At 64.1% G+C, this 25471-nt stretch carries 17 protein-coding genes; 10 read left to right on the top strand and 7 right to left on the bottom strand.

Going from position 1 to position 25471, the window contains the following annotated elements; genetic code table 11:
* Positions 1 to 15 precede the first annotated feature (15 nt).
* The 4 genes from CKO27_RS02545 to CKO27_RS02530 form a co-directional block, all read right to left on the bottom strand.
* Positions 16 to 552, bottom strand: a complete 537-nt coding sequence (locus tag CKO27_RS02545) for a VPLPA-CTERM sorting domain-containing protein (RefSeq protein ID WP_200373307.1) — start codon at positions 550 to 552, stop codon at positions 16 to 18.
* A 726-nt stretch (positions 553 to 1278) separates the two neighbouring features.
* Positions 1279 to 2658, bottom strand: a complete 1380-nt coding sequence (locus CKO27_RS02540) for an alginate export family protein (RefSeq protein ID WP_200373306.1) — start codon at positions 2656 to 2658, stop codon at positions 1279 to 1281.
* Positions 2648 to 2818 (bottom strand): symporter small accessory protein, encoded by a 171-nt coding sequence (locus CKO27_RS02535; RefSeq protein WP_200373305.1) that lies wholly within the window; start codon positions 2816 to 2818, stop codon positions 2648 to 2650. Before CKO27_RS02535 ends, CKO27_RS02540 begins: the two co-directional genes overlap by 11 nt.
* A gap of 6 nt (positions 2819 to 2824) precedes the next feature.
* A complete protein-coding gene (locus CKO27_RS02530; RefSeq protein ID WP_200373304.1) occupies positions 2825 to 4657 on the bottom strand; it encodes a sodium:solute symporter family protein in 1833 nt (610 codons plus the stop codon).
* Between the two features lie 249 nt (positions 4658 to 4906).
* Between CKO27_RS02530 and CKO27_RS02525 the strand changes: the two genes are divergently transcribed.
* Positions 4907 to 5260: an acyl-CoA thioesterase gene (locus CKO27_RS02525; RefSeq protein WP_200373303.1), complete on the top strand. Its 354-nt coding sequence runs from the start codon at positions 4907 to 4909 to the stop codon at positions 5258 to 5260.
* A gap of 43 nt (positions 5261 to 5303) precedes the next feature.
* On the opposite strand, the gene CKO27_RS02520 is transcribed toward CKO27_RS02525, so the two are convergent.
* Together CKO27_RS02520 and CKO27_RS02515 are read right to left on the bottom strand one after the other, a co-directional pair.
* The gene (locus CKO27_RS02520; RefSeq protein WP_200373302.1) at positions 5304 to 5744 is read right to left on the bottom strand and encodes an acyl-CoA thioesterase; all 441 of its coding nucleotides are present in this window, start codon (positions 5742 to 5744) and stop codon (positions 5304 to 5306) included.
* A 49-nt stretch (positions 5745 to 5793) separates the two neighbouring features.
* Positions 5794 to 7335, bottom strand: a complete 1542-nt coding sequence (locus CKO27_RS02515; protein ID WP_200373301.1) for a sigma-54-dependent Fis family transcriptional regulator — start codon at positions 7333 to 7335, stop codon at positions 5794 to 5796.
* A gap of 197 nt (positions 7336 to 7532) precedes the next feature.
* On the opposite strand from CKO27_RS02515, the gene CKO27_RS02510 reads away from it, so the two are divergent.
* Positions 7533 to 8447, top strand: coding sequence for a sulfite exporter TauE/SafE family protein (locus CKO27_RS02510; protein WP_200373300.1), 915 nt, complete (start codon positions 7533 to 7535; stop codon positions 8445 to 8447).
* Between the two features lie 181 nt (positions 8448 to 8628).
* On the opposite strand, the gene CKO27_RS02505 is transcribed toward CKO27_RS02510, so the two are convergent.
* A complete protein-coding gene (locus CKO27_RS02505) occupies positions 8629 to 9228 on the bottom strand; it encodes a hypothetical protein (protein ID WP_338115846.1) in 600 nt (199 codons plus the stop codon).
* Positions 9229 to 9526: 298 nt separating this feature from the next.
* Between CKO27_RS02505 and CKO27_RS02500 the strand changes: the two genes are divergently transcribed.
* The 8 genes from CKO27_RS02500 (at position 9527) to CKO27_RS02465 (ending at position 25440) form a co-directional block, all read left to right on the top strand.
* The gene (locus CKO27_RS02500; protein ID WP_200373299.1) at positions 9527 to 15034 is read left to right on the top strand and encodes an alpha-2-macroglobulin family protein; all 5508 of its coding nucleotides are present in this window, start codon (positions 9527 to 9529) and stop codon (positions 15032 to 15034) included.
* 123 nt (positions 15035 to 15157) lie between these two features.
* Positions 15158 to 15580, top strand: coding sequence for an aminotransferase class V-fold PLP-dependent enzyme (locus CKO27_RS02495; RefSeq protein ID WP_200373298.1), 423 nt, complete (start codon positions 15158 to 15160; stop codon positions 15578 to 15580).
* 274 nt (positions 15581 to 15854) lie between these two features.
* The gene (dndC, locus tag CKO27_RS02490; protein ID WP_207280562.1) at positions 15855 to 17186 is read left to right on the top strand and encodes a DNA phosphorothioation system sulfurtransferase DndC; all 1332 of its coding nucleotides are present in this window, start codon (positions 15855 to 15857) and stop codon (positions 17184 to 17186) included.
* Complete coding sequence (locus tag CKO27_RS02485) at positions 17183 to 19234, top strand: AAA family ATPase (RefSeq protein ID WP_200373297.1); 2052 nt, start codon at positions 17183 to 17185, stop codon at positions 19232 to 19234. Before dndC ends, CKO27_RS02485 begins: the two co-directional genes overlap by 4 nt.
* Positions 19227 to 20744, top strand: a complete 1518-nt coding sequence (locus CKO27_RS02480; RefSeq protein WP_200373296.1) for an FtsK/SpoIIIE domain-containing protein — start codon at positions 19227 to 19229, stop codon at positions 20742 to 20744. Before CKO27_RS02485 ends, CKO27_RS02480 begins: the two co-directional genes overlap by 8 nt.
* Positions 20741 to 21928 (top strand): hypothetical protein, encoded by a 1188-nt coding sequence (locus CKO27_RS02475; RefSeq protein ID WP_200373295.1) that lies wholly within the window; start codon positions 20741 to 20743, stop codon positions 21926 to 21928. The genes CKO27_RS02480 and CKO27_RS02475 overlap by 4 nt, the downstream gene beginning before the upstream one ends.
* Before the next feature lie 69 nt (positions 21929 to 21997).
* Entirely contained in the window at positions 21998 to 22813 is an 816-nt protein-coding gene (locus tag CKO27_RS02470; protein WP_200373294.1) for a DUF4435 domain-containing protein, read from the top strand.
* Positions 22814 to 22857: 44 nt separating this feature from the next.
* Positions 22858 to 25440 (top strand): DNA phosphorothioation-associated putative methyltransferase, encoded by a 2583-nt coding sequence (locus CKO27_RS02465; RefSeq protein WP_200373293.1) that lies wholly within the window; start codon positions 22858 to 22860, stop codon positions 25438 to 25440.
* The last annotated feature ends 31 nt before the right edge of the window (positions 25441 to 25471 follow it).

Here is a 25471-nt window from a genome sequence, read left to right as displayed (position 1 = left end):
CATCGCTGATCCGATTTAGCTCAAGCCGGGTTTGCGCCGATAGCCAATGCCCACGATGCCAAGCAGGGCGGAGCCAAACAGCCAGGCGGCGGCCGGGAGTGGAACGGCGGTTCGTCCGTAAATCGTCATGTGCGACAGATCGCCTCCTAGATTCAGGGTCGTCCGCCAAGTGCCAAAGGTTGAATCGGTGTTGGGGGCTAGATATCCAGAGAACTCGTTGGATTGCTTGAGAACCATCATGACGTTGGTGTAACCGCTAAGATCACCACTGAAGGTCCAGGAGCCATCGGAATCATAGGACAGGCCGTCGCTTAGCCCACCCCCATCGGATTTTGCAATGTAACTCCAATTTTCGAAACCGAAAAATTTTTCTTCGTTAACGGTAAGGGGTGATTGAAGCTTATCATTTTTTCCAACGCCGACCTGACAAGTAGTAGAGTTTTCTCCATTCCAGGTAACATCACTGCCAATGCAAGTGGCGGCGAATGATTGATTCGATAAGCCGATAGCGGCGAGCGCGGTTATGGCGATGCAAAATCGACGTGGATTCATAGCGCTTCCCTCTTGTGTCGGTGCATTGATTGTTAGTGGGTTATTGTCGTGGCGTGATTCCTTGATCGGGCACCGCCGTCAGGTCTCGCGATTCACTAAAATCCAGTCGTCTGACAAGCCCCAAAGGATCGACGCTAGCTGTTACTCATCCGGAACGATGGTCATGGAGCGCGCCTTCCTTGGTCGTGTGCCGACGAAAAGCCATTCCTCGCTTCGTTTGTCCTCTGACTAAACGTCCAGTCGGCGATCATTCGTGCCGATTCCGCGTTCATGGTGCTCGCTTTCGAGTGCCTGAGCGAAACTTACCTGATCTAATGTAAAGCAAATATCGGGCCGTATAGCGCTCTGGCGAAGCGACGCACACATTAAGTTTTGATGGTGGGGCGCCTTGCCAATGCGAGCGCTTCTCGTGATCCCCGATATCAGATGGATAAGAGTAATGCTGGGGGCGGCCAAGGTCAGGTGGAGCTATAAGGGTTATTGTGAACGCCGTGTACATTTCGGCGGCGATTGTCCATCGCCTTGAATTAGGATAATCGACGCTTGATGTCACCTGGATGTGACGTCTTGTATCCTACCTGAGCGTGCGTGTTTTTCCGTGTGACACCCTGCGCGGGCTCTAGGGCTTTCGGCGATGGGGTTGGGCAGGGGTACGTCTCGCGCCAGGTGGTGGCGCGGAGCGCGGCGGGCGCCAGTGAAACCGGCGCCCTTGCATGGATGAGTGGCTTACCAGGTCAGCACCACCTCCGCCCGCACGAAGAATGAGTCATTACGCCGGTTGTCGGCATAGTAATCCCCCGGTGCCAGATACTCGGCGACCAGATGACCCGAGACATGCTTGGTGAACTTGCTCTTGAGCCAGGTGGTGAAGAGGTGGCCGCGGAAATCGCCGTCGCCGCTGATGTTGGCCAGTTGAGCGGTGGTGCGGGTGTTCATCTCGTCGGCCCAGAGGGCGTGGTAGTCGACCAGAAGCTGCGTGGTCGGATGCACCTGGGCGATCCAGCCGACATTGAAGCGTTGCAGATTGGTGGCTTCGCCGACGCGGGTCTCCAGCGGCCACTGGTAGATCATCAGTTCGCTCCATTGCGGCCAGCGGCCCCAGAGCGGATCGAACGCCTGATCGCTCCGGCTGTCGGGATCATCGCCGGAGAGATACTCGAAATCGGCGTGGAGCTGGTTCTTGAGCCTGTCGTTGAAGCTGTAGGTTAGCCGCCCGTTGAGGCCGAAGGCGCTCAGGTCGCGATCGTTACGGGTGCCCCATTCATAGGCGCTCTCGGCCCGCAGAGACCAACTCGGCGTGAGCTTGGCGTCCGCCCGCAGGCCCAGCGCGTAGATGTCGCCCGAGTCGCTGGTGGAGGTGAAGGGCGCGCCGTTGTTGATGCGGATATTGCGCGGCGTGAGGTTCGGCTCGTTGTGCTTGTAGATGAAATAGCCGTCGAGATTCGCGTCCTTGACCAGGGCGGTGTTACGGGCGTAGAGGATGGCGCCGGTCTCGTGCTGTTCGGTCTGGTCCTCGACCTCGCCATTGAGCGCTTGCGGGAAGCGGCCGGTGTCGGCGCTCTGGTCGAGGTAGATGAGGTCGAGCGTGGTGCCTAGCCCCTCGGCCAGGTAGGTGGCGCGGGCGGCGTCGAAGTAAATGCTGCGCGAGCCATCGATCGGCGAGCCGTCGAGCACCAGCCAGCCGTTGCCGAGCATGATGTCCTGACGGCCGAGCTTGATCGAGAGCGGCGAACCGCCGATGCGCTTGAAGTCGACGGTTAGCTGATCGAAGAGAACCCCGCCGCTGTACCACTGTTCCAGACCGGGCGCGGGCCAGTTGGATGGATCGGGATCCTGGTAGTGCCGCCCCTCCCAGATGAGCCGGGCGCTGGCTTCCAGTTGGTCGCTGATGGCGTAGGAGCCCCAGAGCCGCGCGCGGTAGCGCTGGAAGGTCCGGTCGGCGGTAGCGGCGTCGGCGTTCAGTCCCACGTTGTCGATGAAGACCTGGCGCAGACGCAGATCCGCGCCCCACTTATAGGGCAGGGCGGTCTCCTCGGCGGGCGCGGTCGACCAGGCGAGGGCGGCGGTCAGTCCCACCGCCAAGATTTTGTTTTGCTTAGAATTCATCGTCCACCTTCTTTTCTTCGATGGCCCATTGGCGGTCTTCCGGCGTCACATCGTCGCGCGCCGCGTTGCGGCGAGCCAGCCCATAAATCAGACTCAGGATGGCCAGGGCGATGATGCCCAGATAGGCAAAGAGTACGAACGGATCGTCGATACCCAGCATGATTGGTTACCTCTCCGGGAAGCAGCGGTTCAGGTGCTCGGCCGCTGGCGGGCGGGTCAGGGCGCTGACCAGGATCAGGGTCAGGACCGCGGCCGGCAGGGCGATTACGATGGGATCGACCGAGGGCCAATTGGGATAGTCGGCCAGGAGGCTGGTCTTGCCTCCGGTGACCAGTTGCACCAGCCCGATCGCGCTCGCCTCCTTGGCCTTGACCAGCAGCAGCCAGAACAGCGATACCGCCAGTCCGACCGTCATCGAGGCCAGTGCTCCCGCCTTGGTCACCCGCCGCGAGAAGAGTCCGCCGATGTAGGCCGGCAGGAAACTGGCCGCGCACAGCCCGAAGAAGATGGCCGTGAAACGGGCGATGATGTATTCCTGACGCACCATGTAACTGATGGTGACGGCGATCAGTAGGCCGACCACGATGGCCAGTCGCATGACCAGCAGGCTCGGCTCGCGGGCTTGGCCCTTGTTGCCGATGCGCTCGTAAAGATCGCGTCCGGCGGCGGTGCCGATGGTGTGGAACTGGCTGGACATGGTGCTCATGGCCGCCGCCAGCAGGGCCAGGAAGAAGATGACGCCAAACCAGTGAGGCATGGCCGAGGCGATGAAGACCGGAATGATCTTGTCCGGATCGCCCTTGACGTAGGTCACCGCTACCGAGCGTCCGCCGACCAGTTCGAAGGGCGCGCCCGAGGCGTCCTGGGCCGGGGTTCGCTCGCTGACGATCAGGGCCGCCGTGGCGGGGGCCTGGGTCTTGGGGTTCAGGATCGGCGTCCAGGCGCCAGAGTCGTCCTTCTTCATCAGCTCGACCAGGGCGCGTCCCTTCTCGGCGCTGATCTCCTGGACCACCTTGCCGTTCAGGATGGGTCCATGCTGCGCGAACCAGGCGTTCGAGAGGCTGCCGACCAGGAAGGGGGTGCCGGTCATCAGCATGATGAAAACGGCGCCGATCGGCACCGCACGGTCCAGCTCGCGTCGGCTGCGCACCGTCATGAAGCGCACGATGAGCTGCGGCTGCGCCAGCACGCCGATCCCCACGCCGAGGATGATGGCCGTGATGACGGTCCACCAGAGATCGTAGGTCGGCGCGCCCCAGCCGAACGCCGGCATCGCCGTCCAGCCCTGGTGGCCCATCTGAGCCAGCGGGGCCGGCACCATGTCGGCCATGTCGGTCAGATAGCGGTGGGCCTCGGTCACGCCGCCCAGGCTTGAGTAGGTGACCACCAGCAAGATGATCATGGCGATGACCATGATAAAGCCTTGGAAGGTGTCGGTGTACATGACCGCCTTGAGTCCGCCGGGGATCACATAGGCCGCCGTGATGAGGGCGAAGATGAGCAGGGCGACCTCGAAGTCGATGCCGAACTGAGTCGCCGCGAAGATGCTGCCGCCGGTCATGACCGCCGCCGAATAGAGCGGCATGAAGAGAAAAATCAGTGCCCCGGCGAAGATCTGGATGCCGCGACTCTGATAGCGCAGCCCGAGCAGTTCCGGGAAGGTATGGGCGCCCAGGTGGTGGCCGAGCCGGCGCGTGGGCTCGCCGAAGACGATAAAGGCGATCAGGATGCCGACGCCGATATTGAGAAAGGTGAGCCACAGGAGGCTCATGCCGAAGAGTCCGGCAACCCCGCCGAAACCGACGATGGCGGCGGTGGAGATGAAGGTGGCGCCGTAGGAGACCGCCATGATGATCGGGTGCGCCGAGCGTCCGCCGACCAGGAAATCGGCCGCCGAGCGCGTGCCGCGATAGCCAAGCCAGCCAAGGTAGCCGGTGGCGAGCAGGTAGGCGAGAATGACGACGATGTCGATCCAGCCCACCGAGGATTGTCCGGGCATGTTTCCCCCTGCGAGAATTGCGATATCGAAAGGCGATGTCTTGTCGTTGTTCGAGCTTTTGTTTGCTTGTCGAGCCAGATGTCCACGCGACCCCGCAGCGCCCGGAGAACCGACCGCCGATGCTTCCCCGATGGGGGCCGGTCGGGTCGCGGTGGCCGAAAATACCCTGGCTTGCGGTGTTGTTATATAGATCCAGCGCAGTAAAACGACGGTTTAGTGACCGTTTGGCGAGTCTTTTTAGGAGGCTAGATGGAGAGTTACACGGTCGTCCGACCCGAGCACCTCAACCACTACGGTCATCTGTTCGGGGGCTGTCTGCTGAAATGGGTGGACGAGATCGCCTGGATCGCCGCCAGCCGGGACAATCCGGGCTGTCGTTTCGTCACCATCGGCATGGACCGGGTGGAGTTTCATCGCGGGGTGCATCAGGGCGCCGTGCTGCGCTTCGACGCGACGGAGAGCTGCCGGGGGCGCACCTCGCTGACCTATGGGGTGAGCGTGTTCGCCGATGATCTGGAGACGGGGCGGGAGGAGGCGATCTTTTCGACCTGCATCACCTTCGTGCGACTCGACGAGCAGGGACGGAAGATTCCACTGTCCTGAGTTTCGACGGCCGGGGCGGACGCCGAATCCAAAGGCTCGCGGGCTAGTGCCCCTGATGGCCGCCGGGCTGGATCCAATGCGCCGCCAGGCCCGCGCGCAATCTTTCGGGCAGGGCCTCACCGACGGTCGTCTCATCGGTCACCAGGACATGGATCGTGGTCGCCGTGGCCGCTTCCTCTCCCGCTTCATCCAGAAAGCGATAGCCGACCGCGAACGAACGTCGGCGCAGATCCCTGACCGAGACCTGGACCCGAACCGCGTCGCCGTGGCGCATCGGCTGACGATAGTCCGCCTCCGCGTGGGTCAGCGGCAGGAGGATGTCGCCGGCGCGGATCATCCGGTCGATCGGGAATCCGATGTGCTCCATGAAGGCCTCCAGGGCGTCCTGGGCATGTCGGAAGATGTGCATGAAGAAGAGGCGCCCCGCCGCGTCGGTGTCGTGCAGGCGGATTCTGAAGGCGTATTCGAATGGTTCCGAGGTCATGGTTCGCGGCTCCGGACGGGGCTCTTGATCGAAGGTGCTGGTGGCTGGCTCATCCCGGATCCGTCGCTCGATGGCGCCTCCAGTCGACCCCGAGCTTGCGCATCCGGGCGCGCAGGGTGTCTGGATGGATCTTCAGCAGGCGAGCGGCGCCGAAGGGGCCTTCGATCCGACCCAGGGTCATGGCGAGCGCGCGCTCGATGTGGAGTCGAGCCGCGGTGTCGAGCGGTTCGATCCGCTCCTGGATCCTTTCCGCCGGCGCGCTCGGCTGGGCCGGTGCGATGACGGAACCGACCCCCAGCGCTCGCTCGATCTCGAGTCGGCGTCCCTCGCCGAGGATGGCCGCGCGCTCGATCACCGCCGCCAGCTCGCGCACATTGCCTGGCCAAGGGTAGGCGATCAGGCGCGCCATGTCCTCCGTCGAGGGTAGCCGGGGCGTCAGCCCGAGCCGCTCGGCGGCCCGCAGGGCGAAGTGGGTCGCCATGGCCGGGATGTCCTCGCGGCGCTCGCGCAGCGCCGGCAGCGTCAGTGGGAAGACGTTGATCCGGTACCAGAGATCCTCCCGAAAACGCCCGTCGCGGACCATGCCATGGAGGTCTCGGTGGGTGGCCGCGATCAGGCGCACCTCGACGCGCAACGGCTGTTGTCCGCCGACCCGCTCGAAGGTGCCGTCCTGCAGGATCCGCAGCAGCCGCACCTGGATCGCGGGCGTCAGCTCTCCGATCTCATCAAGGAAAAGGGTGCCTCCGTCGGCGCGCTCGAACCAACCCTTGCGGCGCGTGGCGGCCCCGGTGAAGCTGCCGCGCTCGTGCCCGAAGAGTTCCGAGTCGGCCAACTCCGGCGGGATGGCGCCGCAGTTGACCCGCAGGAAGGGGCCGGCGGCTCGCGCCGAGCGGGCGTGGATCGCGCGCGCGATCACCTCCTTGCCGGAGCCCGTCTCACCGAGGATCAGGACCGGGGCGTCTGAGCGCGCGACCTGATCGACGCCTCGCAGCGTTTCCCGGAGCCCGGATCCGGCTCCGATCAATGTGTCCGAGATGTCCTGCCGACCGAGCCGGGACAGGAGCGAGCGGCGATCCGCCTCCGCCGCCTCGCGCAGTCGGGTGAGTTCGCGCAGTCGACGATCGTTGCGCAGCGCGACCGCGAGCGGCTCGCGCAGGGCGCTCATGAGCGGCTCGTGTCCCGGCTGGAAGGCCCCAGGCTGGCTGGCTCCCAGGATCAGGGCGCCCAGTGGTTCATCGTCGAGCCCGAGACCGCAGGCCAGGACGTCCCCCGGCCAATCCGGCGGGAGCAGGCCCGGAAACTCGTGCTTCACCTCGTGCGCCGGTCCGCGCAGCAGGGATTCGCCGAGGCACCAGCGCGGCAGATTCGCCTGGATCTCGAGCGAATCGGGCTCGGGATCCGCGCCCTCGCCGCCCGCCATCGCGGCGGTTGTGAGCCGGGAACGTTCGTGATCGAGCGCCAGCACCAGCAGGCGATCCAATGGAAACCTGCGCCGCAGGATCTCGGCGATCCCCGAGGCCGCCTCGGACAGCCGGGGTTGACGGCAGGCGCGTCGCCAGACCTCGAGCAGGATGGGTTGGAAGTCTTCCATGCCGTGAAGAATAACGGCTTTTCTGGTAATTGATCCGGAAAATCCGGGATATTCGCGGGGATGGCCGTGACGGTCGGGATCCTGCTCCACAGGCGATGGAGAAAATATATGAAAAACAGGGCTTAGAATGATTTGGCACAGGAGTTGATGATGGGGGGTTGCTGGTCATCCATCCTCAACCTTGGGAGTCCTCGATCATGGTCCGTACCGCCATCACCACCATCGGAAACCTCTACCTGGGGCATCGTCGTCGTTTCAAGCTCTGGGGGCTTCTGGTCCTCGTCACGCTGGCGATCTTTCCTCTGCGCCAGATCCTCGTCGATGCCGGTCTGATCGCTCTGGCTCCCGAGGCCCTTTCGACCGGCGTGCTGCTGGCCGTATTCCTGGCCGCGCTGGCTTGCGAATACATGGATTCGAGTCTGGGCATGGGCTATGGAACCACCCTGACGCCCTTGTTGCTGCTCGCCGGATTCGAGCCGCTCCAGATCGTTCCGGCGGTGCTCTTCTCCGAACTCCTCACGGGCCTTGCCGCTGGCGCGATGCATCATCGGGACGGCAACCTCGATCTCCCGAGCGACCGCCAAGCGCGACGGACCCTGATGCTGCTGGCCATGCTCAGCGCCGTGGGCGCGATCGGTGCCGTGGCGATCGCGGTCAAGATCTCCGCCTTCTGGTTCTCGCTGTCGATCGTCACGATCGTCCTGGCGATGGGCCTGGTGACGCTCGTCACGGCGCGCCGCCGCATCGCCTATCGTCCTGGCGCCATCCTGGCGGTCGGCTTGGTCGCCGCCTTCAACAAGGGGCTGAGTGGCGGAGGCTATGGTCCGCTGGTGACCTCGGGTCAGTTGGTCTCGGGGGTGCCCGCGAAATCGGCCGTTGCCATCACCTCGATCGCCGAGGCCCTGACCTGTCTGGTCGGCCTGAGTGCCTATCTGGTGTTCGGCGGGGCGATCGATTGGTCGCTGACGCTGCCATTGGTCGCGGGGGCACTACTCTCGGTGCCCTTGGCCACGGCGACCGTCAAGGGGCTTCCCGAGAACTGGCTGCGACGCGCGGTGGGTGGGATGACCCTGATCCTGGGCCTGGTGCTGCTGGCCAAGCTGCTGGCCTGATAGGGGGCTGGAGTGGCGGGAGTCGGACGAAGTGCTGTCGGGATGCCGTCCTCGGGCGAGGCCGGGCGATGGCCTCCTTGAATCGCTCAGTCCGCGATCGGTCGGTCGAGAGGCTCCGGCTGGCCGGTCATCCTCGTCGACACATCCCTGTGTCGTGCGAGCGACCTGATTCCGACGTCGATCAGGAGGCGCGTTTCGCCGCCACGGAACCGCGGGTGCTCATGAGGAGGAAGGCGCTGACGAGGAAGGCCACGACAGCGATGGCGATCATCATGGTCAATGGCTTGTTCGGCGCGTCGACGACCTTGAAGGTTTCGCCGATCTTGGCGAGGACGGCGGAATGGCTCGGATCGGCGAGCAGATAGCCGCACAGGCCCAGATAGGCGCCATAGAAGAACATCTTCGAATCCAGATAGAGACCGACCAGCAGCGACACCAGGGCCGTCATGAGGACGATGGCGACGGTGGCCTTCTGGCCGCCGAGGGCGGTGTCGGCGCCGATCTTCTGGAGCAGCATGAGCACCCAGATGAAGGCGCCCCAGATGATGATCTGCTTGATCAGATAGAACAGACGCGAATCGCCACGCGCATAGGCGTTACCCCAGGCGGTGATGAGCGAGATGAAGGCGACCACCGGGACGAAATAGCCCCAATAGGCGCTGGTGCCGCCGAGATCGTCTCGGGTCAGGGCGTAGAGGGTGACGGTGCAGGCGTAGAGAAGCACCAGTGGAAGCAGTGCGAGCATCAGCGAGCTTTGTTGTTTTCCTGTCGATTTGGTCACGACGAACCCTCCTGATTGGGTTGGTGTGGTTAATGGCCGATTGCCTTGGTAACTGCGAGCGAGACCAGCGATTCGGTCCAGCCAGGGGATCTTAACCCTTACTGAAACTGCGTGTTAAGGGTAAAACGAGCACCTCTTGATTATTGTCTGTCACGGGCCTGGTCGAAGCGTGTGCGATCGGGGTCCGACGCGCTCGGCGCCTGGGCGCCGGAGCGGTTCTCGCGGGCCGTCTTTACCGGGTTTGGCCAAGGCACTAGAGTGGCCTCTCCGAGGTCCACCGTCGAAGGAGGTCGTCGTCATGCTCGCTTCCTTGCCCGTCGTCCGTCGCGCCCTGCTGGCTGGGCTGCTGTTTTCCCTTCCCCTGGTCATCGGCGGGATTTCACTGTCCGCCCACGCCGCCGAACGCGAGATCCAGGTGACGCCTGGACTCGATTATTTCGGCCGCGACTACGCGACCCTCAAATCGGTGACGCTGGAGAACTGCAAGAGTGCCTGCCGGGACGATCCCAGGTGTCGTGCCTTCACCTATAACGTCAAGGCCGAATGGTGTTTTCTGAAGGAGAGCCACGGCGACTCCCGCCCGTTCGATGGCGCCATCTCGGGCTATCTGGTCGAGGGCGTCGAGTCGCGACCGGACCTGGCGACCAGACGCGCCGCCGACTTGGGCTTCCTCCCACGGCGCGAGCTGGACGAGGCGGGTAAGCTCGCGAAGCGTCTCGCGGCCGCGGAGTGGCCCGCTGTCGGGCTTGAGGCCCTGGTCGGACAGGCGCGCTCCGCCCTGGCGGCCAAACAGCCCGGAGCGGCCGCCGATCTCCAGGCCCAGGCGTTGCGACTCGCCCCCGATGACCGGCGTCTCTGGGCGGCGCTCGCGCAATCCTCGCTGATCGCCAAATCCTCGGACTGGGAGGCCCAGCAGGCTTACCGGGTCCAGGCCACGGCGGCGGCCATCAACGCCTATCTGCGCGCCGACGACGAGCAGGCCCGCGCCTCGGACCTGGCGCTCGTCGGGCGCACCCTGGCCGGACGGAGTGAGTGGCGACCGGCAATCCGCGCCCACCGTGCGTCTCTGGTCCTGATCGAGTCGGCCGAGGTACGTCGAGCCTACGACGAACTGGTCGCGGAGCACGGCTTTCGCGTCACGGGTCACGAGGTCGACTCGGACGCCGCCAGCCCCCGGATCTGCATCCAGTTCAGCGATCCACTGGCGATCAAGTCACCCAACCTGACCGACTTCGTCCGTGTCGCCGACCGCACCGATCTCCCCATCGAGGCCGAGGCCAAACAGATCTGCGTCGACGGCGTGAGGCATGGCGAGCGCTACCGCGTCCAGGTTCGCGCCGAGTTACCCGCCGCCGATGGCGAGCGTCTGCTCAAGGGCTCGGATCTGGAGATCTATGTACGCGACCGATCGCCCATGGCGCGCTTCCTGGGGCGTGCCTATGTGCTGCCCAAGGGTGGCGAGGCGGCGATCCCGGTCGTCTCGGTCAATAGCGGCCGGCTCGACGCCGAGGTCTACCGGATCGGCGACCGTTCGCTGACCCAGGCGATCGAGGATGGAACCTTCCGCAAGTCGCTGGGCCGCTGGGATGTCGATCGCATCCAGGAGCGAACCGGGGAGTCGATCTGGAAGGGAACGATCGAGGTCAAGTCGGAGCTGAACCGGGAGGTCACGACGGCGGTCCCGGTCGGTGCCCTGATCGAGGATCTGGAGCCAGGCGTCTACGCCATGACCGCGCGTCCGAGCGAGGCGGCCAAGGACGGCGAGGATCGCGCCACCCAGTGGTTCCTGGTCTCGGACCTGGGGCTGGCCTCCTTCGCCGGCAACGACGGATTGCATGGCCTGGCGCGCTCGCTTTCCAGCGCGCGGCCGGTCGGCCAGGTCGAGCTGCGCCTGGTCGCGGTCAACAACGAGATCCTGGGGCGCGCCACCACGGATGGTCAGGGACACGCCCGCTTCGATCCCGGACTACTGCGCGGCACCGGCGGCAATGCCCCGGCGCTGCTGGTCGCCGAGGGGGCGGATGGCGATTATGCCTTCCTGGATCTGACCCAGACGCCCTTCGATCTGAGCGATCGCGGCGTCGATGGGCGCCCCTCGCCCAAGCCGCTGGATGTCTATCTGGTCAGCGAGCGCGGTGCCTATCGTCCCGGCGAGACGGTCCATCTCACCGCGCTGGTGCGCGACGCCCGAGCCAATGCCGTCACCGACCTGCCCATCACCCTGGTGGTCAAGCGCCCGGACGGCGTTGAATTCCTGAGGACGTTGATCCAGGACCAGGGGCAGGGCGGACATGCGGCCGACGTCGCGCTCGGCAAGACCGCGGCGCGCGGCACCTGGCGTGCCTCGATCCACGCCGATCCCAAGGGGCCGGCGCTGGCGGATCTGGCCTTTCTGGTCGAGGACTTCACACCGGAGCGCCTGACCTTCGATCTGGGCGCGCCGGCCGAGTCCATCGATCCCGAGAATCCGGCTGGACTCGCGCTTGATGCCCGCTTCCTCTATGGCGCTCCGGCCTCCGGGCTGGCGCTTGAGGGCGAGATCCAGTTGAAGCCCATCGACAGCCTGGCGGCCTTCCCCGGCTATCGGTTCGGACTGGATAGCGAGACCCTGGAGCCGATCGGCGGCCCCCTGCCGGCGGGTCGCACGGACGCGGCGGGCCAGGCCGAGGTCGCCCTGGATCTCCCCGAGATACCGCCCACCAGCAAGCTGCTGCGGGCGGACATCCAGGTGCGGGTGCTGGAGGAGAGCGGACGACCGGTCGAGCGCAAGCTCTCGCTCCCGCTCGCCTCCCGACAGGCGCGCCTCGGTCTCAAGCCGCTGTTCGATGGCTCGGTCGAGGAGGGCGGCCAGGCCCGCTTCGAGGTCATCGCCATCGGCCCCGACGGCCAGCGGACCGAACTTCGGGGTGTGCGCTGGACGCTCTCGCGGATCCAGACCAGCTTTCAGTGGTATGGCTCCGACGGAACCTGGGACTACGAACCTATCACCTCCAGCCAACGTGTCGCCGACGGAGCGCTGGATCTGGGGTCGGAGAATGTCGCCCGGATCGAGTCGCCCGTGGACTGGGGCGCCTACCGTCTCGCCCTGGAGACCCAGGACGGCGGGGTGCTGCCGGTGGATCTGGAATTCGAGGCCGGCTGGTACGTCAAGCCGAATGCCCAGGACACGCCCGACCTGCTCAAGGTCTCGCTCGACAAACCGAGCTATCGGGTCGGCGACAGGGCGAAGGTTCGGATCGAGCCGCGCTTCCCAGGATTGGCGCTGGTGATGGTGATCGACGACCGTCTCATCACAATGAAGGCGCTGGAGGTGCCCGAGTCCGGTGCCACCCTGGAGTTGCCCGTGACCGCTGACTGGGGGCCGGGCGCCTATGTCACGGCCACGCTCTATCGCCCCATGGACCTGGAGGCGCGCCGCATGCCGGCGCGCGCCCTGGGTCTGGCCTGGGCCGGGGTGGATCCCGGCTCGCGCCGGCTCGCGCTTGATCTCGGCCCGCCGGCCGCGGGTGCGGTGAGGCCGCGCCAGACCATCGAGATCCCGGTCGCCGTCGGTAACCTCGCGGCCGGACAGCCGGCCTACGTGACCGTTTCGGCGGTCGATGTCGGAATTCTCAACCTCACCCGCTACCAGGCGCCCGCGCCGGACGGCTGGTACTTCGCCCAGCGCCGGCTCGGGATGGAGATCCGCGATCTCTACGGTCAGCTCATTGATCGCATGCAGGGCGTGCCCGGCGTGGTGCGCTCGGGCGGCGATGGCGGACTGCTCTCGGTGGAAGGTCCGCCGCCGACCGAGGAGTTGCTCGCCTACCACTCCGGCATCCTCAAACTCGACGACCAGGGGCGGGCGAGCGTCTCGGTCGAGATCCCGGACTTCAACGGCACGGTCCGGGTCATGGCCATGGCCTGGAGCGCGACCGGGGTCGGACACGCGGTCCAGGATCTGCTGGTGCGCGACCCGGTCGTGGTCACGCCCTCGCTGCCGCGCTTCCTGGCGCCGGGGGACCAGTCCCGCGTGCGACTTGGGCTGGCGCATGTCGAGGGTCCGGCCGGGGAGGTTGGACTGGAGGTCGCCACCCTGGACGCCCATGTCCGCATCCCGCCCGAATCGGCGCGGTTCGACCTCGTTCTGAGCGAGGGCGGACGCGATCAGGCGACCGTGCCGATTCAGGCCGAGACGGTCGGCGACGACCGCCTGACCATCGATCTGCGCGCGCCCGACGGCCAGACCCTGCGCAAGACCCTCAGGGTTCCGGTTCGCTCCAACGCCCCGCGCACCAGTCGCACGGAATGGGTGACGCTGGCGCCTGGCGGCGAACGGCGACTGGACGGCAGCCGGCTCTCCGACCGGCTGCCCGGAACCGGCTCGCTGCTGGTCTCCATCGGCGGCGCCGGACGTCTGGATGTCGCCGGATTGCTGATGTCGCTCGACCGCTACCCCTACGGCTGCACCGAGCAGCTCACCAGCCGCGCCCTGCCGCTGCTCTATCTGAACGAGGTCGCCGGATCGCTTGGGCTCGCGGGCGAGGGCGCGGCCGGCGAGCGGGTCCGCGCCGCGATCGGCGAGATCCTGGCCAAGCAGTCGAGCAATGGGAGTTTCGCGCTCTGGGGCAGCGGTGGCGCCGACGACACCTGGCTCGACGCCTACATCACCGACTTCCTCACCCGCGCCCGTGAGAAGGGCTACGAGGTTGCGGATATCCCCTTCGACATGGCGCTCGACAACCTGCGCAACGCCCTGGCCTATGCCCCGGACTTCAGCTCGGGCGGCGAGGACATCGCCTATGCCCTCTATGTGCTGGCCCGCAATGGACGCGCCGCGATCGGTGATCTGCGCTACCACGCCGACACCAAGCGCGACGCCTTCGCCACCCCGCTCGCCAAGGCCCAACTCGCGGCCGGGCTGGCGCTCCAGGGCGACCGTCCGCGCGCGGACGCCCTGTTCCGCGACGCCCTGGAAATGCTCTCGACGACTGGGGACGATGGCGGCTGGCGTTCCGACTACGGCTCGGCCCTGCGTGACGGCGCCGGTCTCCTGACCCTCGCCGCCGAGACCGGCACGGCGGCGGTCGACATCCAGGCACTCGCGCGCCGTCTCCAGGACCAATGGTCCGGCGCCCGTCACACCAGTACCCAGGAAGCGGCCTGGCTGCTGCTCGCCGCGCAAGCCCTGATCCAGGGCGCGGGCCAACCCGAGCTAGCCATTGATGGCGAACCCAGACCGGGGCCACTCTACCGGCGCCTCGACGACTCGGCCCTGGCCGAGGGAGCCCTGCTGGTCGAAAACCGGGGCGAGACCGCCCTGGAGATCCTGGTGACGGTCACCGGCGTGCCGCGCGAGCCGGAATCGGCGGGAGGCAACGGCTATCGGATCGAGCGGGCCTACTACGACTTGGACGGGCGACGCATCGATCCATCCAGCCTGGCCCAGGGCGAGCGTCTGGTCGCGGTCGTCACCGTCACGGCGAGCGAGCCCCGTCAGGCGCGTCTGATCGTCGACGACCCGCTGCCGGCCGGGCTGGAGATCGACAACCCCAATCTCATCAAGGCCGGCGACATCGCCGACATCCCCTGGCTGGGGTTGGAGGAAACGGCCGCGCACACCGAGTTCAGGGCCGACCGCTTCGTCGCCGCCGTGACGCGCTCGGCGGGCGCGTCCGCCCAGTTCCAACTTGCCTACCGGCTACGCGCCGTCTCTCCCGGCCACTTCGCCCATCCGGCGGCGACGGTGGAGGACATGTATCGCCCAGGGCTAAGGGCCTGGACCGGGACCGGGAGGCTGGAAGTACGAGAGGATGTCGGGCGGTGAACCGTTGTCCGTTGTCGCGCGGGGTTTGGTCTGGGTGGCGTGGTCATGATGCCTAGACAGACCCCGAGAAACCGGATATAGCCATCACTGGCGACAATCTCGGGAATGGTGGATGGAACGACCGTGGGAAAAACCGAGATCATGCCGCTGTACTTCGACACCGCCGCGACGACTCGCGTCGCCCCGGAGGTGCTCGCCGCCATGGTCGAGGCGCTGGAAAGCTCGACGGCGTTCGCGAACCCGTCCTCCGCCGAGCATCTTCCGGGGCGCGAAGTCGCGAATGCCATCGCGGCGGCCCGCTCAAGCATCGCCCGGGAACTCGGCGTCTCGGCCGAGGAGATCCTGTTCACCTCCGGCGCGACCGAGAGCATCAACCTGGCGTTGCAGGGGATCACGCGAGGCTACGCAAGCCACGGCCGCCACATCGCGGATCGAACACGCCGCCACGCTCGCTTGCTGCGCCGCGCTGGAGCACCGGGTTGCCCAAATGGCCCGAGAGCTACAACGCCCTCCTGGAGCTGGCCGAGCAGGTGCTCGACTCCGTGATCGAGTACTCCGGTATGATGCGCCTGACTCATACCTTTACCTTCTGCTCGTCGGAGCTGGTCAAGGCGATCCCGGGTCGCATCGACCCCAAGCGTGACCAGCACGCCGCGCATGAACTGAACCGCTTGGGCAAGCCCGTCTGCGAGCGGTTTCGACGCGGCAATGTATTTTGTCATCAAGGACGAGCGCATGCTGGAGATGACCATCAAGAGTTACGTATCCTGCTCTGGCTAGGGTTTAAGATTCGGAAATTGCAGTCCCTTCGGAGTAGATATTGAACGCCGCGCCAGAAGATGTTGGGCCGTCGCCTAAGGAACGAGCCTATGCTCGCCTCGAAGAACTCTATCGCCAGGATCGTCGGCCTTGGGTCGTGGCATTCTCCGGGGGAAAGGATTCCACGGCTCTGCTGCAGCTCGTCTACTCTTTGCTGCTGGATCTCGATGACAAGGACGGGAAGCCGGTCTTCGTGATCGCTTCCGATACGGGAGTAGAGGCACCCAATGTCAGCGCCTATCTGGCGGACACCCTGGCAGCGATTCGCGCCAGTGCCCGCGATTCGCTGCCGAATCTGACCGTGCATCTGGTCAAGCCCGAGGTCGATCAGACCTTCTGGAGCAAGCTGATCGGTCAGGGTTATCCATCTCCGACACGATGGTTCCGTTGGTGCACGACCAACATGAAGATCAAGCCGAGTCGCCGGCTGATCGAGGGCATTACACGACGGCACGGGAGTGTGGTCCTCCTGCTGGGTACGCGCATTGAGGAGAGTGCGGAGCGCGGGCGACGTATCAATGCGCGCGAGCAGACCGCGCGCGGCCTCAATCCCCACCATGAGATCCCGAACGCCCTGGTGGCCACGCCGATCGTCGACTGGACCACGGACGACGTCTGGGAGTATCTGGTCGCCCACAATCCGCCCCCCTGGGATGGCAATCACGACTTCCTTCTGAATCTTTATCGCCAGGCATCTGGTGGTGAGTGTCCGGTGGTCTTAGATCTCTCGACGCCATCCTGTGGTGGCAGTCGTTTCGGGTGCTGGACTTGTACCGTCGTCAAGGAGGACAAATCGATGCAGGGTTTCATTGCGTCCGGCGAGGAGCGTTTCGAGCCGCTGAAGCGGTTTCGAGACGAACTCAAGGCGATCCGAGAGGATAACGGGCAACGCATGCCTCATCGGAAGGACGGATCCAAGGGGCCAGGCCCCTTCCGGCCCGAGGTCCGGCAGCGTCTGCTCGGAGACCTCTTGGCATTGGAGCTGAAGGTCGGCGAAGCGCTGATCTCGGACGAGGAAATTGCGTATATTCAGACCCTATGGAGCGCCGACTTCGATCTGAAGGAGAGCGCATTGGAGATCGCGTCCTTATATGGAAGAAGGGTCGACCCCATGTCGAACATTGATTTACCCCCGCTGGAGCAGGAGGTCTTGGACGACTTGCTCGCCGAGCGCGACCTGGATCCTGAGCTGGTCGATAAGCTTTTGGGCCTGGTGCTGCATGAATACCCGGATCTTCGCGTCTGGGGAAGCAAGGCAGCACTTCAGCGCGATATCGAGCAGGCAATTCAAGCGTCCGCGAGGAACTTCGAGGCTGCGGAGACGAGCCAGTGAGGTTCCGCCACATCCATCTCAAGAACCTCTTCTCCTATCGGGATACGCGGATCGACCTTGAGGGTGCCGTCCCCGGTCGAAACATCGCGCTGATCAGTGGTCGCAACGGGTACGGGAAGACCAGCTTCATCAATGCGGTCAAGCTACTCTTCGTCGGTCCCAATAAGGACATGTGCTCCGCCGTGCAGCAAGGAAGCGAGCTACGGCCTAAGCAATATGTCCTGGGTGTCGGTGAAGACTGGATGGGCATCTTCAATCGAGTAGCTCGAGCCGCGGGCGAACGGGATGCCTTCGTTGCTATCACCTGGGATGAGCCAATCGGCGAGGTCGAGGCCGTGCGCAGTTGGCGAATCGAGAGAGACGGATACCAGGAGCGCCTTCAGATCGATCTGCGAGCAGATGCTTCCCGACACTTGGAAGGTGACGAGGCCCAGCAGTTTCTGAATGAGCGCTTGCCCGAGGAGTACCTTCCATTTTTCTTCTTCGATGGCGAGCAGATTCTGCGTTTAGCGGAGGTCAATCGTGCCCACTCCAGCCGTCACATCGAGCGCTTGCTCAACATCTCCCACGTCGAGACCCTCGTCGATCAGTTGGCTCAAGTCAGTAAAGGCTGGCGCAAGGAAGCCATGCCAGGTGCCGCACGTGCGGAGTTGGCAAAGCTGGAAAAGGATCAGACTCACATTGAGGCGATGTTGTTTGCCGCCGACGAGACGATCGAGGTGCTTGCGATGGAGCGACGGGATCTTGAGCGCCTGGTCCGAGAGGAAGATACCTATCTGGAAGGGCGGCGGGTCGCCAATTTGGCGCAAAACGAGGCCCATCTCTCGGGTGAGCGCAAGCGCTTGATCAAGCAGGTGGAGCACGAACAGTCCTGGTTGGCCGAAACACTGCCCGTCACGGCCCCTCTATTGCTGAATCCGGCCCTGGTTCGCCGGACGATGGAGGAGCTCAAGAAACTGCTGGATAGCGAGGCTGGAGTCCAGGCGGATGCGCTTCGGGAGGTGCTTGCCAGTCTGCCGCAGGATCTGTTCGACAGGCCCCCCTTTCCTCAACCGCGACTGACCGATGGCCAAACACGCTTCTACAAGGGACGGCTCGATTTGCTGTTGCGCGCCTTCATCCCAGCACTAGAGGATTTAGGGGACGGCTTGTTGCATCTGGACCGCAGCGAGGCACGTGAACTCCGTACGCTCCTAGGGCACTTCGCGCTGTCGGACGAAGAGCGCCGAGGACAGGGAGAGCGCCTCAAGAGCATCAGCCGAAGCAAGCGCAGTCTTGCCGAAGTCGAGGATCGATTGGAGAACCTGAGCACTCTCCCTGCCGAAGAGCGGGAGGAATATCGACGCAGAAGAGCCGCGAACGATGAGCGTCGTCAGCGAATCGGGGCCATTGATGTCGAATTGCGGCAAGCCGAGAAGCAGCGCAACGATCAGAGGAATGCCATCGAATCCAAGGAGAAGGAGATTCGCTCGCAGGAAGAGCAGGTGACGCTGAGTGCTCAGGCGGAGCGTCGGTTGCGGCTTGCCCAAGAGGCTAGAGAGCTCTTCATCGCCTACAAGGAAGAGCTCAAGCGCCGTAAGCGTGGGGCGGTCGAGGATGCGGTGAACCGCCGGTTCAAGGAGCTGATGACCTCTCATGATCTGATCAATCGGATCCAGGTCGACGACCATTTTGGTATCCATTATCTGGATCGAGATGGGAAGCTCATCGCTTTGGGAAATCTGTCTGCGGGCATGAAGCAGTTGGCAGTTACTGCGTTGTTCTGGGCGCTGATGGAAGTCTCAGGGAAGGATGTGCCCCTGATCGTGGATACGCCTCTGGCGCGAATCGATCGACAGCATCAGGACAACCTGTTGCGCCGCTACTATCCCCAGGTCGCGGAGCAGGTCATCGTGCTGCCAACGGACGCCGAGCTTGACAGAGAGAAGTACGCCCTGATCGAGCCGCACCTCTATCGAGAGTACAGACTGGACAACCCAACGGGCGTCGATACCAGACTAGAAGAAGCGCCCATGTACGGGGTGCTGGGGACTGTCGCGAATGGCTGACATCTACACCGGAGGCGATGACGAAGAGACCATCCGTCTCGTGCTGGAAAAGGGCTTGGCCGTGCGGACTGCGCCCAAGTGGAGCGTGCTGCGCTTGGCACTTGCCCATTCCCTGCATATCACAACGCCACCGAGCGAGGCCCTGGACCGAATCGAGGACCGAAAGAACGGCTCCGAGTACCACCTGGAGCAGGTTACCGGGCGCGGACTCGGTTCGGGTGCCGATCACGAGGCTACACAAGATTACGATGCGGCAACTCGCGCTCTGCTAAGCGTCTACCATGAGACGGATCTGTTCGCAGACACCAACGCCTATAAGCGTCTGCTACAGCGTCATATCCGGCGGGGTTTGCGCGAGTTTCGCACCGGCTGGCGGGTCGGCCACGACTTTCACGACTTTCTTTACCAAGAGCTGTTCTCTCAGCACCAAGGCTCCCTCGCGCAGGAGCTCACCCTGACTGAAGAGTTGGAGAGAGGGCTGACGGAGATCGGCGTTCGTGGGGAGATCCAGAAGACACTTCATGGCCCCAGGCTGACCCGCTTTCAGCTCCACCTGCCGGACGTCAACGACCTGGACCGGCTCAAGCGCGGACTGGAAAAACTGAGCTTCTCCTTGGGGCTCCAGGAGCAGGGGATCTTCACCGCCCCGACCAGGGAGTCCAAGGTCATCGGTCTCGATGTGCCGCGACCACGAGATACCTGGGAGACCATCCCAGGCAGCCGTTTGGTCGAATGGATCGCATCCCATGGACCCGAAGGTGGGCTTCCGGTTTGGCCCGGGGTGGACGTGCTGGGGAAGCCCGTCATGCTCGATCTGGCGTGTGCCCCTCACTTGCTCGTGGGCGGCACCACGGGCAGCGGCAAGAGCGTCTGTCTGCACGCGCTGCTGGTGTCGCTGCTGCGAGGGCCCTCCCGCGATCGACTGCAGCTCTGCCTGATCGACCCCAAACGGGTGGAATTCGAGGCATACAAGGGTCTGCGGGGGCTTTACGGTGAGGAGGTCTTCAGCGACAGCGAGTCTGCTCTGAGCACGCTTCAGGCATTGGTCGACGAAATGGACGAGCGCATCGTCCGGCTCGCCGAGCTGGGGGCTCGGGATATCGCCGAGGCCCATGCCAAAGGCGCCAAGAATCTGCCTTACATCGCGGTCTTTGTCGAGGAACTTGCCGATCTTCTGATGCAGTCGCGCGCGACCGAGGAGCCCTTGGTCCGGCTCGCACAAAAGGCCAGGGCCACCGGAATCCATCTGGTGCTCGCTACGCAGCGCCCGGATGCGGCCACCTTCTCCGGTCTCTTGCGCTCGAACATTCCGGCGCGCATCGCCCTGACCGTGCAAAAGGCGTCCGAATCCAAGATCATCCTAGACCGCACCGGGGCCGAGCGACTGACCGGGTTGGGCGACATGCTGGTTGCCACAGGACAAGCCGAGCCGGTGAGGGTTCATGGTGTGCGCGTCATGGCGGATGACATCGCTGCGGCTGTGGCCGTGTTCAATGGGGTAGCCCGATGATCGATGACAACTTCCTGGTACTCGATTTCAGACCCCTGTTCCTGACCGTCGAGGGCATCGGACCCTTTCGCTCCGAGCCTTTCCAGCTCGACTTCACGGACGCCGACGACGAGCCCTGCAACTTCTATCTGCTGCTTTCCAAGAACGGGATGGGCAAGACTACCTTGCTCGACCTCATGGCGGCCTTGATGAGGCTGTTCGAGTTACGAGACCCAGACCATCTTGGATTCGAGGATTTGGACTCGGGCAGCGGACAGGCGCAGTGGGATTTTCTCGTCCGCACGCGCAGCGAAGGCCAGGAGCAGACCCGGGTGCTTTCACTGGTGGCGGGCCGCGACGAGCCCTGGACGCTCAATCCCTGGGGCGAGACGAGGCTCGGTCAATTCGGTGCAGGATCGCGCAGCGTGTTTGGATACGTGCGACACACCAGCGGGCGGCTGTCGCTGGTGGGCGATCGGACCACGGGGCTACGGCTCGGCGGGACTGGGGTCGACGGGCTCGATGATGACGGCTTCGTTGCGGATCTGCTCGCGGCAATGCGCGCGCACATGGACCAAGCCCCGATCGCCTTCGAGGACGATCCGCTGACCATGCCCACCCTGCTGCATTTCTCGGCCTATCGGGACATCTCGAAGATTGAGGACTGGAACCGTGGTGTCATGCAGCCCCCGAGCTGGGGATATCGTCCCCTGCACAGCTTCGGCACCGAGAGTCGGGGTTGGCAGGATTCGCTGGACAACCTGCTGGTCTGGCTCAAATGGCTCGACGACGGCCGCTACGAGCGCGCAATCGAGGTGATCAACGCCCGCGTCTTCGCGGAAAGTCCCAAGTTCTTGAGAGGTGTGCGCAAACAGCCGCCGGAGGCAGTGGTCGTCAACGGCAAGCATCCGCATCGCCTGGATCGGCTCAGCAGCGGCGAGAAGAGTCTGGTGCAGCTCTACCTGCGGGTTGGTATCCACATGACGCGCAATACCCTGCTGCTGGTGGACGAGCTTGACATCCACCTGCATTCGATCTGGCAGCATCGAACGCTCGCCGTCTTCAAACAACTGGCCGTCGATCATCCGGGGTTGACCATCATCGCGAGCACGCATGCCCGGGAACTGATCCCCGCCTTTGGTCACGACATCCCGGAGAAGGGACTGCGCAAGGGTGGACACATCATTGAGGAGGGCGTCGCCTGACGCTCCGGAGAGGGAACTGTGGCGAGCTTGAAGAACCTAGAATCCGGCGATCTCGCCGAGCGGCGCTATGTGGCCAAGCGCTATGTCTACCTGGAATCCGAGGAGGACGTCCAGATCCTCGCGGAGCGTTGGTTCAACGATCGAGGCGCCAAGGTCGAGTTCCAGGCCGCTGGGGATGATCTGGGGGGAGGATGTAACCGCGTCATCGCTCAGGTCGACAAAGATGTCGAGAATGGTATCGATGCCGTTGGGATTCTCGACAGAGATAGCTTGGCGGCTCGATCCCACTGGGATGCCTTTTTCGATGCGGCCGATGCGTCGTGCTCCAACCGATCTCCTTTCGGTGAGCGGATCTACGTGCTGCGCTGCTGGGAGATCGAGAATTATCTACTGCACCCAGTTGTCATCGAATCCTTTCTCGCCGATGAGAAAGGTCGTAGTGAGCGACCGGAGGCGGATGTCAACCGGGAGTTGTTCGACATCCTTTGCGATCTGGTCCCTGTGGTTGCCGGGAGTCTGGTGCTGACCTCCTACGGACAGCGCACCCTCGAGAAGGGCTTTGGTCTGAATCAAACCTTTCTCGGCAATTATGCGCAAGTCGCCCAGCAGATCGAGAGTCGACTGTCACCCGAGGCAGCGGAGTCGCTGGATACCTGCATCGAGCATATCGTCGGCTTCGGCGATGCACACCATGATCGAAGCACTGCTCACTGGCTGGAGCTGATTCGTGGAATCGACGGCAAGCGATTCGTGGTCTGGCTGATACACCACTATCAGCTCGGCAAGACCAGGGAGATTCGTTTTCATCTGGCAAGCCTGACACGAAACCGCGGAGTGCTCGAAGCGGTGCTGGACGATTTCTTCTTCAAGCTGGTCAACACCTAGCGATACACGAGAATGGTGCCGCTGGGTGCCGAGTCTCTCTCACTATGGGCGCGATTCCGAACAAGACGGTCGCCAGCAAGACCTATGTGCACGTGGACTTTCTTCTGGACTTGAACGCGGAAGATGCCCGGCGCATCGCTGATGCTGAACGCCTTGCGAATGTGAGCCGAGAGCGGCATTTCAACCTGGTCAGGATCGACGAGAGGAGCGCTTGCATCGCCCTGCTCAATTACCCGGCCTTCTTCGATGATCCATTTCCAGCTTTGCGTGAGAGCTGGCTGGTTGACCTAGACCAGGGGACGGTGAGCTATCGCACCTATGCCGATTCTCTGAATCCACCGATTCTGCACCGCAAGGAGCTGTTGCTCGCGGTTGAGCATCCAGGTCGCGCCGAGGCCCTGGCCCTCACGTCCGCCTGCGAGGCTGTCGGGCTGTTCGATGATCCTCGGCGGATCGGTTATCGACGCCAATGGCTGGCCTTGATCCGGGAGAGCGGCTATCGCCTCGACGGGGACAGGCTGGTGCCCTTGGGTAACGATGATTCGGGCACGGCGGTAGCGGAGCAGGGCGTCGGTCGACCGCTTGGCTGGGATGCCTCCCGCCATCTGACCGCCTTGGTGCGCTACGGCTTTTCCGCGCCGGTCCAATCCTTGGCCCGCTCTGGTTTTCTCGACGGGCGCTATCGGCTGTTCGACTATGGCTGCGGGCGCGGTGACGATGTGCGGGGGCTGGTCGAGAACGGCCTGAGCGCCGCCGGCTGGGATCCCTACCATGCCCCGGATCAGCCCATTCAGACCGCTGACATCGTCAATCTCGGCTTCGTCATCAATGTCATCGAGGATTTCGACGAGCGTCTGGAGGCCCTGACCCGCGCCTGGTCGCTGGCGGAACGGCTGCTGGTGGTCTCGGTGATGCTGACCAATCGGAACGATCCGCGCGGCGAGCGCTTTCGCGATGGGGTCATGACCCAGCGCGGGACCTTCCAGAAGTATTTCGGGCAGGCGGAGATCAAGACCTTTCTGGAACAGGCGCTCGACGCGGAGGCGATCCCGGTCGCGCCTGGGGTGCTTTATGTCTTTCGCGACAAGGATGCCGAGCAGCGCTTTCTGGTCGATCGTTATCGCGGTCGCCGCGACCGGTTGCGCGAGCCGTCCCGGCATGCGCGCGAGCGCGCGCCCAAAGAGCGGCGCGATCGCGCGGCGGAACGCTACGCGGCCTTCCGGGAGCCGCTGGAGCGGCTCTGGGAACTCTGGCTGACACTGGGACGCACGCCGGAGAAGTCCGAGGTGGAGGATCTCCCGGCCTTGACCGAGGGCTTCGGTTCCTTGCCCAAGGCGTTGCGGTTCCTGGCGGAACGCCAGGATCCCGATGCGATCGAGCGCGCCGCCGCCGCCCGCTTGGCCGACCTGGAGGTCTATTTCGCCCTCCAGTCGTTCGAGCGACGCCAACCCTACAGCCATCTGGAGCGCGGGCTGCAACAGGATATCAAGGTCTTCTTCGGGGACTACGCGAGCGCGAAGGCGCGATCCCTAGAGCGGTTGTTCCAGATCGCCGACCTGGCGGCCATCGAGGACGCCTGCCGGGCCGCCGCCGAGCATGGCCTGGGCTGGCTCGATCCGGGCCGCTCGCTGCAACTGCATGCGAGCCTGGTCGAGCAACTGCCGCCGCTGCTGCGCATCTACGTGGGCTGCGCCGCCGTGCTCTATGGCGACTACCGCCACGCCGATCTGGTGAAGATCCACATCGGCTCCGGCAAGGTCAGTCTGATGCGCTATGACGACTTCGAGGGGCAACCGCTGCCGCGTCTCATCGAACGGGTCAAGATCAAGCTGCGGGACTTGGATATCGACTACTTCGCCTATGGCGAGGCGTTCGCGCCGCCGTTTCTCTTCCACAAATCCCGCTTTATCAACGAGGAGTTTCCGAACTACCCCGAACAGGTCGCGTTCGAGCAGGCGCTCGATGATTCGGGGCTGTTCGATCCGTCCGGCTATGGGCCACCGCCAGACGCCTTCCTGGACGGCCTGACCCGGCATCGCTGGTGCATCGAGGGCTTCGAACTGGTCCGATCCCGGACCCTGACGGAGCTGGATGACCCCTGCGGTCGGTTCCTGACCTTTCGTCAACTCATTGAGTGCGGGGAGACCCAGGCCAGCACGGGGCTGCCCAATCGGCCTGTCCAGCCCGAGAGCTACAACGCCCTGCTGGCGTTGGCGGAACGGGTGCTGGATCCGGTGATCGAGTATTTCGGCATGATCCGGCTGACCTATGGCTTCTGCTCGCCGGCGCTGGCTAAACGGATTCCCGGACGCATCGACCCGAAGCGTGATCAGCACGCGGCCCATGAGCGCAATCGCCTCGGCAAACCCGTGTGCGAGCGTCTGGGCGCGGCGGTGGACTTCCTGGTCGAGGATGAAAACATGCTGGAGGTGGCCCAATGGATCGTCGCCAACACGCCTTTCGATCGGCTCTATTTCTACGGCGACGACCTGCCGGTTCATGTGAGCCATGGGCCGAATGGGGATCGCCAGATCGTCTGGATGGTCGCGGGCCAGTCCGGGCGACTGGTGCCGCGGCGGCTGTCGGAGGAGGCGTTCCTGCGGATGATCGCTGGGGCACCCTGGTGATGGGCCTCCTTGCACGGAGGCCTCATCCGTC

The sequence above is a fragment of the Thiocystis violacea genome (assembly GCF_016583575.1).
In the GTDB taxonomy this organism is placed as follows: Bacteria; Pseudomonadota; Gammaproteobacteria; order Chromatiales; family Chromatiaceae; genus Thiocystis; species Thiocystis violacea.
The sequence above is the reverse complement of the archived record's forward strand: the minus strand, read 5'-3'. Positions and strand labels throughout refer to the sequence as shown.